This is a genomic window from Thiomicrospira sp. ALE5, assembly GCF_900112445.1.
Taxonomy (GTDB): domain Bacteria; phylum Pseudomonadota; class Gammaproteobacteria; order Thiomicrospirales; family Thiomicrospiraceae; genus Thiomicrospira.
Map to the genome: position 1 here is coordinate 1,100,340 of NZ_FOYY01000003.1, position 13,742 is coordinate 1,114,081.

Annotated in this window: 12 protein-coding genes and 1 pseudogene; 11 read left to right on the top strand and 2 right to left on the bottom strand. The window is 44.4% G+C overall.

Annotation, left to right across the window (positions count from 1 at the left end; all coding sequences use genetic code 11):
* Positions 1 to 40 precede the first annotated feature (40 nt).
* From BM293_RS05325 to BM293_RS10330, 8 genes and pseudogenes are all read left to right on the top strand, one after another.
* Positions 41 to 625 carry a class I SAM-dependent methyltransferase gene (locus BM293_RS05325; protein ID WP_093447360.1) on the top strand — a complete coding sequence of 195 codons (585 nt, stop codon included), beginning with the start codon at positions 41 to 43 and terminating at the stop codon, positions 623 to 625.
* A gap of 92 nt (positions 626 to 717) precedes the next feature.
* Positions 718 to 2,112: a tyrosine-type recombinase/integrase gene (locus tag BM293_RS05330; protein ID WP_093447362.1), complete on the top strand. Its 1,395-nt coding sequence runs from the start codon at positions 718 to 720 to the stop codon at positions 2,110 to 2,112.
* Positions 2,113 to 2,390: 278 nt separating this feature from the next.
* Positions 2,391 to 3,641: a hypothetical protein gene (locus tag BM293_RS05335; RefSeq protein ID WP_093447363.1), complete on the top strand. Its 1,251-nt coding sequence runs from the start codon at positions 2,391 to 2,393 to the stop codon at positions 3,639 to 3,641.
* Positions 3,642 to 3,789: 148 nt separating this feature from the next.
* Positions 3,790 to 4,413 (top strand): J domain-containing protein, encoded by a 624-nt coding sequence (locus tag BM293_RS05340; protein ID WP_093447365.1) that lies wholly within the window; start codon positions 3,790 to 3,792, stop codon positions 4,411 to 4,413.
* 20 nt (positions 4,414 to 4,433) lie between these two features.
* The gene (locus BM293_RS05345; protein WP_093447366.1) at positions 4,434 to 4,805 is read left to right on the top strand and encodes a hypothetical protein; all 372 of its coding nucleotides are present in this window, start codon (positions 4,434 to 4,436) and stop codon (positions 4,803 to 4,805) included.
* 7 nt (positions 4,806 to 4,812) lie between these two features.
* Positions 4,813 to 5,568: a tetratricopeptide repeat protein gene (locus BM293_RS05350; RefSeq protein WP_093447368.1), complete on the top strand. Its 756-nt coding sequence runs from the start codon at positions 4,813 to 4,815 to the stop codon at positions 5,566 to 5,568.
* A 37-nt stretch (positions 5,569 to 5,605) separates the two neighbouring features.
* Positions 5,606 to 5,959, top strand: a complete 354-nt coding sequence (locus BM293_RS10180; protein ID WP_143607743.1) for a hypothetical protein — start codon at positions 5,606 to 5,608, stop codon at positions 5,957 to 5,959.
* Between the two features lie 225 nt (positions 5,960 to 6,184).
* A pseudogene (locus BM293_RS10330) lies at positions 6,185 to 6,286 on the top strand (methyltransferase); the annotation flags it as partial.
* A 21-nt stretch (positions 6,287 to 6,307) separates the two neighbouring features.
* On the opposite strand, the gene BM293_RS05360 reads toward BM293_RS10330, so the two are convergent.
* Positions 6,308 to 7,099, bottom strand: a complete 792-nt coding sequence (locus tag BM293_RS05360; RefSeq protein WP_093447371.1) for an HAD family hydrolase — start codon at positions 7,097 to 7,099, stop codon at positions 6,308 to 6,310.
* Positions 7,092 to 7,751 (bottom strand): TetR/AcrR family transcriptional regulator, encoded by a 660-nt coding sequence (locus tag BM293_RS05365; RefSeq protein WP_093447372.1) that lies wholly within the window; start codon positions 7,749 to 7,751, stop codon positions 7,092 to 7,094. Before BM293_RS05365 ends, BM293_RS05360 begins: the two co-directional genes overlap by 8 nt.
* 140 nt (positions 7,752 to 7,891) lie before the next feature.
* Here BM293_RS05365 and BM293_RS05370 point away from each other — a divergent pair, with 140 nt between their 5' ends.
* The 3 genes from BM293_RS05370 to BM293_RS05380 are packed head-to-tail and all read left to right on the top strand — an operon-like array spanning position 7,892 to position 13,658.
* Positions 7,892 to 9,064 carry an efflux RND transporter periplasmic adaptor subunit gene (locus tag BM293_RS05370; RefSeq protein WP_093447374.1) on the top strand — a complete coding sequence of 391 codons (1,173 nt, stop codon included), beginning with the start codon at positions 7,892 to 7,894 and terminating at the stop codon, positions 9,062 to 9,064.
* A gap of 20 nt (positions 9,065 to 9,084) precedes the next feature.
* A complete protein-coding gene (locus BM293_RS05375) occupies positions 9,085 to 12,219 on the top strand; it encodes an efflux RND transporter permease subunit (RefSeq protein WP_093447375.1) in 3,135 nt (1,044 codons plus the stop codon).
* Entirely contained in the window at positions 12,219 to 13,658 is a 1,440-nt protein-coding gene (locus tag BM293_RS05380; protein ID WP_093447377.1) for an efflux transporter outer membrane subunit, read from the top strand. Before BM293_RS05375 ends, BM293_RS05380 begins: the two co-directional genes overlap by 1 nt.
* Positions 13,659 to 13,742 lie beyond the last annotated feature (84 nt).

The window sequence follows — 13,742 nt, forward strand, 5'->3', positions numbered from 1 at the left end:
TTATAATAGAAGTTCTTATTTACGAGATGTGTATAAAATTATGGCCAGCATTGCCGAACTCAAACAAGACCTCACCATTCAAACCCAGCTACTAGGCACGCCACTTACCTTTAAAACGACCTGGGGCATTTTTAGTCCACGAGAAATTGATGCAGGAACCCTACTTCTACTGCGCTATTTAAACATTCAACCTGATGAAGTCGCCCTAGATATTGGCTGTGGTTACGGCCCTATTGGCTTGGCTATTGCAGCCAAGGCGCCTCAAGGACAAGTTCATATGGTCGATAAAGACTTTGTCGCTGTGGATTATGCCAATAAAAATGCCCGTTTAAATGGCTTTGATCATGCCAAGGCTTACTTATCCAATGGATTAAGCGCGGTGCCCAAGGAAATACAATTTACGACCGTCGTGTCAAATATTCCCGCCAAGGTCGGCAAGGAAATGTTGAGTATTCTATTGCACGATATTCATACTCAACTAGCACCGGGCGGCCAATTAGTCGTCGTGACAATTAACGGATTACGAGACTACATGAAGCGTAATTTTAAAGAAGTCTTTGGTAATTACGAAAAAGTCAAGCAGGGCAAGGATTACACGATATCGAGAGCGGTTAAATCGGAGTAGAAAAACTGGACATAGATTAAAAAAACTGGACATGAAAGCTTGAAAATACCTTCCAACTGGTCTTAAACTGGACTCAAAAAAAGGGCAAGCTTATGACCAGATCAGCTACAAAAATCATCAAAATAAAATCTGAAACCAACAGAATTAAACTCACCGACAAAGCAGCATGCGGCCTAAAACCAAGATCAAGAGTTTATGCTGTTTGGGATGACATAGTTCCCAACTTGCACATCCTTGTTCAGCCAACAGGCAATAAGGGTTTTTATGTTAGAAAGAACAGCAAGAAGAGAAAGCTTGGTGAAGTTGGCATCATAACAGTTGATGAAGCTAGAAAAGCTGCAAGACTTGCACTGGCTGAAGGAATTGAACCTTCAAGACATATTGGCAAGTCACTTGAAACAGCATTTGATGAGTATTTAAAAAATAAAAAACTTTCTAAAGGATTTGGATCAAACCTAAACCAATGCAAAAGAGTGTTCTCCAAACTCCTTCAGAAGCCCATCACAAGCATTTCTAAGCAAGACATAGCCAATGCCATATCTTCAGCAAAAAAATGCAATGGCGGCCCTATGGCGGACTCTACAAAGGATTCTGCGTTAAATGTTCTCTCATCCGTGTTTAGTTACCAAATAGCAATTGAAGCCATAGATGACAATCCAGTAAAAAACATTAAAAAAAGAATACCTAAGCTCAAGATACACAAAAGAACCAATAGACTCAGCAACACTGAAGAACTTTCAGCTTTCACACAATGGTATTTTCAATTTGAGGGTATTACAGCATCAAACCTTCCAACAGGCATCTCTTACAAGAACATCCTAGACTTCAAGCTGACAAGACTAGCAGGCCTGTTTTTATTACTCACTGGTTGCAGAATCAGCGAAGCATTAAATCTTAGAAAAGAAGATATCAAAACTGATAACGGCACAGACACAAACGGAAATACCAAACCATTCACACTAACATTCAGAGAAACCAAAAACGGTACCGACCTTACACTTCAAATGCCAACCCACCTGTTCTTAGTTATCCAAGAAGCCATGACACTCTCAAGTGCAGACAACCCTTTTGTTTTCAGAGCCAACAACACTTCAGAAGGCAGCATGTATTCTCGAATCGAAAGATCACTTGCAAAGATTCAGATTAATAGTGAACCGCTCAACCCACACGATTTAAGACGCACTGCAGCCTACCTCATGGCATTTGCAGGCATACCAGAGCCAGATATAGCGGTAGTTCTTAATCATCACTCAGGAAGCATGACAGAGCGCTATATTGGCGAACTGACAGATAGAACATTTGGCATTCTTGGCAGATATCACAGCTATCTAAATAGACTAATTTACCTTGATGATGATCAATATAGACACTATGGACTAGCCTTATATACTGGTTCAAGTAGCGATTCCACCGAGACAGTTCCGCTTAAGGAAATTTATAACAAGGAGCATATGAAGGAAATTGACACAAGACATTACTACTCTTAATATCTCTTATATTCAGGTATAAATGCACTACTATAAAAAACTTTATTCAGTCATTTTGATTTGAGAACATAACATGAACAATCTTACGGCACCATTAGCTATTATTATTTCAGCCATCATAATTGCAGCCTCAATTTTTTTCGGCCTTGGCGGAGTTTATGAGGTGAAGCCTGGCAATGATGGAACCTTGATAAAACATAATAAGATCACAGGAAGCACCAGTCTCCACTATTGCCGCTTTGACAGATGCCTTAGATCAGTTAAGGTTGAATAAAACCATGTCATTAGACATCCACCTCAACCACCCCAACATAAATCAACTTAATGGGAGACTGACCACCGACCTTAGCACTCACTACACTCACCATCAAGCAACTTTAGGCAAAAGATCAAAAAGAGGTGACGTAATTGCCAAGCAAGCCAGAATTGCAGCATCCATAATACTCAAGCTCATACAATTAGATGATAAAAGCTTCAATATCTCACTTTCTAAAAGACGACTGGACAAAAGAAAAACAAGGTATGACAACAAAGACGAAAGTTATAACAATGTCAAAGAAACACTTGTGGCCTTATCAAATCTAAGAGCTATTGTAATAAAAATCGGAAGAACAGAATTTCAATTTACACATGGACAAGAATTTGAAACTGTTGTTCTAAGGCCATACAACAAAGTTCCTACATCAATTACAAAAGGCGAAAACTTTCTTAACTATGCGGACATAATTGATGAAGATAAAATTTTTAAACACCCAATCGAACTTATACAGATAAGGGAAAAAACCAACAGCAAGAAAAAACAAAAGAAAAACATCAACTACAGGGAAACAAGCCAACATTCTCAGCTAAGAACTAACCTTGAAGAAATCAACCGTTTTTTAGCTACACAAAGCTATTCCTATAACGGCACAAGCATTCCATTTAGACCACTATACAGGGTTTTTCATAACGACCTTAATCACTGGGGGCGATTTCAGAACACTGTATTTGAATACGATAATACAAGATTAAATAGACACCTATACAGAATCAACGGACAGGATCTGCTTTCTGTAGACTTTCACGCATTTGCGCTTGCAACACATTCAAGCCTACAGGGTGAAGAATTAAACCAAGATGCAGACCTTTACCAACAAGGCAGACTTTGTTTGCTACCAAGAGAATTTGTTAAGGTAATGGTTCAAAAAATACTCAACTCAACAACCACTATCACTAGACTTTACAGTGGCGGCAGGAAGCTTCTTGAAGAAGAAAGAAACACATATAGAAATAAGAAGGCAAGCTTAATAATTAATTTAATCTACACTGAACATCCAGCCTTAAGAACCAGGCCTGCTCAATGTCTGATTAACATAGAATCAAAAGTTTTAGAACACATCTTACTAAGCTGCACTAGAAACAATATACCTGCCATACCTCTTAATGATGCAATATACACAACAGAACAACACATTGGACAAGTAACAGAATTTTTTAATGAAGCAACAACCAGCATAATTGGAAGACCTATACCCTTTAGAGTTACATAAATTACAGAGTTAACAAGATATCTAAGCATTAGTAAAAGATACAGATTAAGCAATGATCTTAAAGATATTCTTAACGGGATTATTCATAATATGGGGGTAGTTAATCACCTATCCATTCACCTTAAAAAACTGTACCAGAGGCAGGTAAATGAGTAAACGAACACATTATGACAACCTAAAAATAAGCCAAAACGCAAGCCTCCAAGAAATAAAAGCCGCTTATAGAAAATTAGCAAAAAAACATCATCCTGATCGGAATAATAACTCTGATGAATCTATCAGAATTATGAAAATACTAAACTCAGCTTATGAGACATTGACAGACCCATTGAAGAGACAAAAACACGATACTTGGATCAAAGAAGAATCACAAATGATTAAAGATACCGATGAAGCTATCAAATATATGCTTTATCTTAATGAGCAAGCTAGGCTTGCAGAATGGGCAATGAGACCACAGACAACAGCATTTGAATATTTCCATGAGATTTTTATGGAAATCTGGATGATATTTATATTTGCGATTGGAACATCATTATTGATATTACACTGGATAATGGATATTAATAATGCATCAATATTCTTTATCTCAGGTATCCTTGGATTGATTGTCGCCTTCAAGTACTTCAGAATTAATTTTTATAAACAGAAAAAAAAAGCTGAACAACGAATTGAGATTTATAACGACCTACTTCCACACATGTATAATCAAATATTTATGACAAAAAATTATGACCCATCTAAACTTCAAGCTATACTTGATAGCCAATAATTAGTGAGTACGGAACTAAAATGTTTACAAACACACTTGAAACGGGAAATATTATAGCCTTAGCTTTTTTAATTTATGCTAACACTGTAATGCTTGAAGCAGTCATAAGAGCACACAGATTGCCTGCATATATGAACCCACCAGTCCTAAACACAGGATATGCAAGCTTTATTTTCTTACTATCCATACCAACTGGAATATGGCCCGCTGTCTATGTAGGGATTCATGATGGGCTTTTAGCAGGTTTTCTTGCATGGATTCTATTTATGATCACAGGGCATATACTTGGATTTTTAATAAGAGTAAAAACCTTAGTTGGATTTCATTTTCACCCTGCAACAGCTCTTATGTTTACTGGGTACTTTCTGACAATAAAACCCTTTTTCACGTAGGATTGAAATGAAAAATATATTTAACACACTTGGGTTAATTCTAATATTAATATGGGCGATTGGTTTTTCAATAAACTTAGTAAGCAATGAGCTTAAGTTAAGAAAAAACTGCATCAATAATGATAACTTTATAGCATCATTTATTGTTTGCCCAGATGATAAACCAAATCTTCACAAGGTTTTTAATGCGGCTTTATGGCCTGTGAAACTTATCTCAATTGCAGATTTTATCGAAATTGACTATAGCAGTGAATATGAAAAAATAATTAAAAACACCGATCTTAACGATCAATATCAAAATGATTTTGAGAATTTTCTTGCAAAAGAAATGTTAGCGCCAATGTTAAGAAATCCTACCTTAGCTGAAAACAACCTTCTCAGATTAGCAAGAGATGGCGACCCAATCGCTCAATATACTTATGCCGTATACCTATCCGAAGTAAAAGGCAATGACCTAGAAGTCATTAAAGAAGCAACGAAATGGCTTCAGGTATCTGCCAAATCAGGCTACCCACCTGCCCTTCATCACCTTGGGGTCATTTATCTCTTTGAAAAGAAATACAAGAAAGCACATGATTATTTTCTTGAAGCATCGCTACAAAACTACTCTGAAAGCATTTATCAATTAGCTGGATTAATAGAAAATGGGAATGGAATTAAACAAAACTTCAATACTGCGTTTATGCTTTACCTGAAAGCATCACTTAATGGTCACGAAGCATCACAGTTAAAAATGACAGAATTACAAAAAAAATTGAAATAATCTCAACCAATTAAACTTTACAAAAGGATTCTAAAAAATGAAAAAATCAATCCATAACTTCAAGTTATTACCTGTAGCTATAACACTGATAGCACTTACAGGTTGTGCTTCAGTAACACCCTTAAACAGCGAGAATACAACTAGCGGTTGCAATGTTAAAGTCTTTTCATCTAAAGATAGCGCTCTTGCACAAGGCGAAATTAATGAATTATGTGTTATCACTGGCACAAGTGCATTTAGCTTTTCGCACACAGTTGCAACTGCAATCAATAAGCATAAAAATAAAGCTTGTGATTGTGGTGCTGATAATGTTTACATACAGCATCAAGACGCTGGCACAATGGGCACAGCTTCTGTAACTCTAGTTGGTTTCACCTTTGTTAATAATTAAAATACTGCAGAAAATATTTTCTTCTATTGCATAAGAGGATTAGCCATACCACCCCCCCTGCATACCCTTAGATCAAACAAAGACAGCTTGGCGCGAGGCATTGCTTTTAAAGCATACTTCTCACTGAAAACAAAATCAGCGGCCTTAGATCAACTGGACATAAATTGGACATGGACTAAATATAAAATAGCTATAACCTACTTAATTATAAAGGTTAACGCGATATTAATTAATTACATGAAGCGTAATTTTAAAGAAGTCTTTGGTAATTACGAAAAAGTCAAGCAGGGCAAGGATTACACGATATCGAGAGCCGTTAAAGAATAAAAACGCTCAACAGTTTTTAAATCAGCCAAAAAACTGTTGCACATAACGCGCCACGCCGTCATCAGCATTGGATGGTGCTTGAGCGGCGTGGCAGCAGGCCTGCTTCAGTCCGGCATGGGCATTAGCCATTACTACCGGATGGCCGGCCAACTGCAACATATCGACATCATTTAAGCCATCGCCAAATGCCATCACCTCTTTCGGGCTTAGGCCGTGGCGGGTTAATAGAGCTTGCAAGGCCGCGCCTTTGGATACCCCTTGGTTCATCACTTCTAAATAAATGTCGGTGGTGTAGGTGATATAGAGCCGGTCGCCGAGTTGTTGCTCTAAGCGGGCTTTGAGTGGTGCCAGGGCGTCGGGGCTGGCATTAAAATAAAACTTGTCGATATGCCGGTGAGAAATTTGGGCAAAATCGGTGATGCGATAGGCAAAGCCCGAGGCATGGTGAATGGCTAATAGCGGTTCGTTGGGCTGTTCTACCAGCCACAGGTCTTGTTGGTAAATATTGCGATGCACCGCAAACCCGGCAGACAGCGCCAATACCTGCGCAACCAGTTCGGGATGGATGTGGTTTTCATAAATTAACTGCTGCTGCGGATTGTGCACGCGCGCGCCATTGGAGGTAATCAGGGTAATCGGTAGGTTGAGTTGCTGGGTAAGCAAATAGACATCTTGGTAATGGCGACCGGTGGCAATCGCCAGTTGCACGCCTTGTTGGTGCAACTGCGCCAAGGCCGCTTGATTGGCGGGTGAGATAACATGGTCGGGGTTAAGCAACGTGCCATCTAGGTCGAGCACCAGCAGTTTAATCATGTTGCGCGCCTTGTTGTGCGTTTTGTTGTGCGTTTGGCTGTGCGCCTTGCAAAAAAATCTGAATCGCTTGTTCTAAGACCGCGTCACATTGGGCGGGAGTGAGGGTTTCGCCAAACAGTGCTCGAAAGTGCAACGGGCCTTTAATCATTTCAACAAACTGAAAGGCGGCGATTTCGCAATCGTGAATCTGCAGCAGGCCTGCGGCTTGTTGTTGGCTTAAAAAGCGGCTCAGAATTTTATTTAGCCGATTAGGGCCATATTGCATAAAAATCCGTTGGATTTCCGCTTGGTCAGCGCCCTGCTCGGTTAATACCAAGCGATAAATCGCCAGGGCATCGGGTTCGAAGATCATGTGCTGAAGTTGGCGACCAAAATTGCGCAGTGAGGTGGGCAGGTCATCGACCCAAAGGCCTTTTTCTTCAAAGTCGGCAAAGGCTTCGCAGGTGGCTTTTTGAAAAAAGGCTTCAAACAAACCCAGTTTATTGCCAAAAAATTTATACACCGTGCCCAACGAGCCGCCGGAGCGTTTAACAATTTGATTGACACTGGCGCGCGCATAGCCCTGCTCGACAAACACTTGTTTGGCGGCGTCTAAAATTTTTTCATGGCGTTGATAGCCACGTTTGGTTTGAGGGGTTGGGTCTAATTCCATCGGCTAAGTAGGCTGTTAATGAAGCGTTCATTATAGCGAATTTATAGCGATTTATTGCACAGAGGTTAGCTTGCAAAAAGTGTAACGAATGCTACACTACATTTCTTTTTTTGTTAATCAAAGGTTATTGGATTAGGGTTATGAATCAGTCATCTGCTCGCGGTACGGGTTTCAATCGCTTGGTTACATGGTCTTTGGGCGTGGGCTTGTGTTTAATGGCTCCCTATGCAATTGCGAATGCGCAGGCCGATGCGCCGCCACCCATGCCGGTGCAAGTGCAGGTGATTGAGGCGACAAATGTGGCGCTGAATTATGAGTATCCAGCGCGGGTGCAAAGTGCGAATCAGGTAGACATTCATGCTCGAGTGAGTGGCGTGTTGTTAAAACAGCACTTTAATGACGGCGATGCGGTCAAAAAAGGCCAGCTGCTCTACAGTATTGAAGATCGGATTTACCAAGCCGCGGTGGATCAAGCGCAAGCCCAGGTGTTGATGGCGCAGGCGCAATTACGCCAAGCAGAGCGCGAAAAGGTTCGCGTAGAAGGCTTATTTAAAGAACAAGCCGTCAGTGAGCAAGAACGCGATCAGACGATTTCGGCTTATGAGCTGGCACAAGCAGGCCTGGTGGGTGCGCAAGCAGCGTTGCAATCGGCCCAAATTGATTTGGATTACACCCAGGTGCGCGCACCGATTAATGGCATTACCGGCCAAAAGCAACAAACGATTGGCGATTTAGTTGGTCGTGATTATAACCGCAGTCTTTTAACTACCCTCACCCAACTAGATCCGATTGAAGTGCATTTTACGATTGGTGAGCGCGAGTTTATTGAGCGTCAGCAACAGTTACAACAGGGGATTTTGCGCTTTAGCCAAGGCGAACAACTGAGCGCGCAGGTAACCCATTTGGGTAATCAGCTAACGGGGGTGATTGATTTTGCTGATCATCAAATTAATCCACACACCGGCAGTGTCAGTTTAAGAGCGCGTTTTGCTAACCCAAATGCCGCACTGCTGCCGGGTGCGTTTGTGCGTATTCAGCTCGGCGGCATTGAGGCGGTCGATGTGATTCAAATTCCGCAATCGGCGGTGCTGCAAATTGGCTCGCAGGCGTTTGTCTATGTGATCAAAGATGGCGCAGCGCAAATGGTACCGGTAGGTTTGCAACGCGCGGTGGGACAAACCTGGTTGGTGGACAGTGGTTTAGCGGTGGGCGATCAATTGATTTTAAACAACCTGATTAAATTGCGCCCCAATACGCCGGTTCAAGCTGTGCAAGCTAGTCACAGCACAGACAACCCACCCACCGCTGAATAATTCGCCTAGGAGCCTTGTCGATGTTTTCTAAATTTTTTATCGAACGCCCGGTGTTTGCGATTGTCATGTCGGTGATTATTGTATTGGTGGGCTTAATGAGCTTGCGCGATTTACCGATTTCCGAATACCCCGAAATTGTGCCGCCACAAATTACCGTGTCAACCAGTTATCCCGGAGCCAGTGCCGAAACCATTGCTGAAACGGTGGCCGCGCCGCTAGAGCAACAGCTGAATGGCATTGAAAATATGCTGTATATGAATTCGGTCGCCTCCTCGTCCGGTACGGTCACGGTAAGCCTGACCTTTGAGGTGGGCAGTAATATTAACGAAGCCTTGATGGATGTGAATAACAAGGTGCAATCGGCCATTAACCGCTTACCGGAGGAAGTCCAACGCGTTGGGTTACAGGTGAATAAACGCTCACCGAGCTTATTAAAAGTGATTGCGATGTATTCTGAAGATGCCAGCCGCGATACGATTTTTATGGCCAACTATGGCTTGATTAATGTGGTGGACGAGCTTAAACGGATTCCCGGTATTGGTGAAGTGCGCCAATTTGGGGCCAAAGACTACTCGATGCGCATTTGGCTAGACCCCAATCGGATGGCGCAATATGGCATCGCGCCGGGCGATGTGGCGCGGGCGATTCGAGAGCAAAATTCACAGTTTGCCGCTGGGCAAATTGGTCAAGAGCCGCTATTTAATGAACAGGCGTTTACCTACACGATTATTACCGAGGGGCGCTTAAATCAACCCGACCAATTTGAGAATATCGTGCTGCGCGCCGATGACGATGGCGGGATGCTGCGGATTAAGGATGTCGCCCGTGTGGAGCTGGGGGCTGAGCTGTATAACTTTGAAGCAACGTTTAACGGCAAACCGACCGTGCCGATTGGGATTTTCTTGCAGGCCGATGCGAATGCGTTGGAGGTGTCGAAGCTGGTAGATGACAAGATGGCCGAGTTGGCCGAGCGTTTTCCACAGGGCGTGAATTACGCGATTCCTTACGACACCACCACTTTTGTTAAGGTGTCGATTCAGCAGGTGTTTTATACCTTTATTGAAGCCTTGATTCTGGTGTCGTTTATTGTGTTTTTGTTTTTACAAAACTGGCGCGCGACCTTTATTCCGCTCTTGGCGATTCCGGTATCGGTGATTGGCACCTTTATTGGGTTTGAACTGCTCGGTTTTTCGATTAACCAGCTGACGCTATTTGGGATGATTCTGGCCATCGGCATTGTGGTGGATGATGCGATTATTGTGGTGGAAAACGTCGAACGGATTATGCGCCAAGATAAGCTGAATGCCAAAGATGCAACGATTAAAGCGATGCGCGAGCTGACCAGCCCGCTGATTGCGATTGTGTTGGTGCTATCGGCGGTGTTTATTCCGGTTGGGTTTGTTGGTGGGTTTACCGGCGAAATGTATAAACAGTTTGCGATTACGATTGTGGTGTCGGTGGCGATATCAGGCCTGGTGGCGCTGACGCTGACGCCGGCGCTCTGTGCCAATATGCTCAAAGAGCACGATGATAAACCCAGTCGATGGTTTGGTTGGTTTAACCGTTTGTTTGAGTGGCTGAGTGACCGTTTTAGTGACGGGGTGGCGAAGGTGATGCGCTATAGCTTGCTGAGTTTGCTGTTGTTTGTCGGCTTGGGGTATCTCGCGGTGCAACAATTGCAGGCTCTGCCATCGAGCTTAGTGCCGCAGGAAGACAAGGGCAGTATGTTTGTGGTCAGTTATTTGCCCCCTGCCGCATCCCTTTCTCGCACGATTGAGGTGCGTGATCAGGTCACCGAACAGGTGTTGGCGCATCCGGCGATGGAAAACTTTATTCATTTTGCCGGTTTTGATTTGCAAACCTTTACCAACCGCACCGATTCGGCCGCTGGGTTTGCGACCCTGAAGCATTGGGACGAGCGCAAAAGCCCCGATATGCATATTGATGGGGTGGTCGGTCAGTTGTTTGGCCAGTTTATGCAAAATGATCAAGCCTTTAGCCTGCCGCTGGCGATGCCGACGATTATGGGCATGAGCATGACCGGCGGGGTAGAAGGGTATTTGCAAAACCGCATCGGTGCCGATTATCAACAGCTTGGCGAGGTGATGGATCAGATTGTGGCGGCTGCGAATCAGCGCCCGGAACTGCAACGGGTGCGCACCACCTTCTCGACTAAAACGCCGCAATATCAAGCGATATTGGATCGAGAAAAAGCTAAAACCCTACAAGTGCCGATTAACGAAGCCTTTGCGGCGATGCAAGCAACCTTTGGTAGCCTGTATGTGAATGATTTTAACCTGTTTGGCCGCACCTTCCGAGTTAATTTACAGTCTGAAGGTGACTATCGTGAAAGCGCCGACAATCTGAAGGATGTGTTTGTGCGTTCTAGTCGCGGCGAGATGATTCCGCTGGATAATCTCATTCGCTTTGAGCGCATTACCGGCGCGGATGTGGTCGATCGTTTTAACCTGTTTCCAGCGGCTAAAATTATGGCTGAACCACAACCGGGCTTTACCTCTGGCGATGCGATGATGGCGTTGCAACAGGTGGTCGATGAGATTGCGCCGGATGGCTTTACACTCGGCTGGGTGGGCGAAGCCTATCAAGCGGATGCCGCAGCAGGGAGTGGTACGCAAGCGTTTTTATTTGGTCTGTTGATTGTGTTTTTGATTTTAGCGGCACAATATGGTCGCTGGACCTTGCCGTTAGCCGTGGTAATGGCGGTGCCGTTCGCGGTGTTGGGCGCGGCCTTGGCGACCCAATGGCGCGGGCTGGACAATGACATTTATTTCCAGCTTGGTTTGCTGACGTTGATTGGTTTGTCGGCCAAAAATGCGATTTTGATTGTGGAGTTTGCGATGCAAAAACGCGCACAGGGTATGGAATTAAGGTTGGCCGCGATTGAAGCGGCGCGGATGCGCTTCCGCCCGATTGTGATGACCTCTCTCGCCTTTACCATGGCCGCGATTCCGCTGATGATTAGTGAAGGCGCGGGAGCGGCGGCACGTAATGCGGTCGGCACCGGCGTGGTGGGTGGGATGATTCTCGGTACCTTCTTAGCGCCCTTGTTTATTCCAATGTTCTTCCACTGGATGGCGAGCTTTTCTGAATGGTTTGATCGCAAACGCCAAACTACGCCTAAAGGAGCCGTTTAATGCGTGCAATTTTTAGTAAAACTTCGCGGATGACACGGCTGGCAAGCGCCATTGCCTTGGCTAGCTTAGCGACTGGCTGCTCGCAAATTCCAAGCTATCAAGCGCCAGAAGTCCCCCTTCCTGAAACGGTGACGCTGGCACAATTCCAGCAGTCTTTAAGTCTGGATGAGCAGGCCTGGTGGCAGGCCTTAGTGGATGAATCCCTGGCGGATTTGTTAAATCAGGCGCTGGCGCATAATTATGACTTAGCAGTGATAGACCAACGTTTAGTGCAGGCGCAAGCAGCGATTACGCGCGGGCGTGCCGATAGTCTGCCCAGACTGGATGCCCAAGCCGGTATTGGGCGGCAACAAACGTCTGATAATGCGTTTCCGACTAATCAAGGGGCTGAGTTTGATCGGTTTACCCTAGAGGGGTTAATCAGCTACGAGGTGGATTTGTGGGGTCGGGTGCGGGCTAATCAACAAGGTTTAGCGGCGCAATTTGAGAGTTTGCAGGCCGATCGTCAGGCGGCACGATTGAGTTTAATGGCCGGTGTAGCCCAGCATTATATTGATTTATTAGCACTAAATGAAATGGTGGCGATTGCGCAAAATACGGTGGGGTCTCGTGAGCAAAACTTGCACCTGCGTCAGCGACAATTTGAGTTGGGACGTTTAACGCCGCTGGCCGTGCAACAGGCTGAGGTGGAGTTAAGCCGAGTTCAGGTCGAGTTAATCGGTCTTAAACAACAGCGGGATCGGCATTATTTGGCGCTAAGTCTGTTAGTTGGCGATAATCCGGTGCAGCAGCTTGCGCGGCTGAATCAACAAACCGACCATGCGACTCGTTTTATTGATCACACACTGCCGGCACTCAACCTTGATTTGGATGCCGAGCGCCTGTTGCAGCGTCCAGATGTGATGGCGGCCGAGCAACGTTTAATCGCAGCTAATGCCGACATTGGTCAGGCGCGCGCGCGTCTGTTTCCAAGCCTTAAACTGAATGGTTTGTTGGGCTTGAGCAGTACTGAACTGACCAATTTGTTCGATAGCGATGCCTTGCAATGGCAAGTGAGCGCTGGGTTATTGGCGCCGATTTTTAATGCCGGCTCATTACGGGCTCAGGTTCAGATTGCAGAAGCTGAACAACGTATTCGCTTGCTGGATTATCAACAAACGCTGCGCATTGCGTTTACAGAAACCTTGGATGCTTTGTCGATTGAACAGCGTACCCAGGCCCAATTGGTCGCGCAACAACGCCAACTTAATGCCTTGCGCAACTCGCTTGATTTAGCACAAAAACGCTTTGATGCCGGCTATTCGAGTTATTTGGAAGTGCTGGATGCGCAACGGGCATTGTTTGATGCCGAAATTGCCATGGTTAATAGCCAGCGCAATCAACTAAATGCACGCATTGGCTTATACAAAGCACTCGCCAGCACGCCACCTTTGGAGTGAGGTGAGCGCGTGATGAGGGGACGAAAAAATTAGCGCGTGGTCCGTTGATTATCAGTAGAATATTGCGAGCCGATTTCTTGGCTA

Excerpts from the sequence above, each read along its gene's own strand:
- BM293_RS05325 (WP_093447360.1), top strand. The coding sequence starts at position 41 with ATGGCCAGCATTGCCGAACTCAAACAAGACCTCACCATTCAAACCCAG.
- BM293_RS05330 (WP_093447362.1), top strand. The coding sequence starts at position 718 with ATGACCAGATCAGCTACAAAAATCATCAAAATAAAATCTGAAACCAAC.
- BM293_RS05335 (WP_093447363.1), top strand. The coding sequence starts at position 2,391 with ATGTCATTAGACATCCACCTCAACCACCCCAACATAAATCAACTTAAT.
- BM293_RS05340 (WP_093447365.1), top strand. The coding sequence starts at position 3,790 with ATGAGTAAACGAACACATTATGACAACCTAAAAATAAGCCAAAACGCA.
- BM293_RS05345 (WP_093447366.1), top strand. The coding sequence starts at position 4,434 with ATGTTTACAAACACACTTGAAACGGGAAATATTATAGCCTTAGCTTTT.
- BM293_RS05350 (WP_093447368.1), top strand. The coding sequence starts at position 4,813 with ATGAAAAATATATTTAACACACTTGGGTTAATTCTAATATTAATATGG.
- BM293_RS10180 (WP_143607743.1), top strand. The coding sequence starts at position 5,606 with ATGAAAAAATCAATCCATAACTTCAAGTTATTACCTGTAGCTATAACA.
- BM293_RS05360 (WP_093447371.1), bottom strand. The coding sequence starts at position 7,099 with ATGATTAAACTGCTGGTGCTCGACCTAGATGGCACGTTGCTTAACCCC.
- BM293_RS05365 (WP_093447372.1), bottom strand. The coding sequence starts at position 7,751 with ATGGAATTAGACCCAACCCCTCAAACCAAACGTGGCTATCAACGCCAT.
- BM293_RS05370 (WP_093447374.1), top strand. The coding sequence starts at position 7,892 with ATGAATCAGTCATCTGCTCGCGGTACGGGTTTCAATCGCTTGGTTACA.
- BM293_RS05375 (WP_093447375.1), top strand. The coding sequence starts at position 9,085 with ATGTTTTCTAAATTTTTTATCGAACGCCCGGTGTTTGCGATTGTCATG.
- BM293_RS05380 (WP_093447377.1), top strand. The coding sequence starts at position 12,219 with ATGCGTGCAATTTTTAGTAAAACTTCGCGGATGACACGGCTGGCAAGC.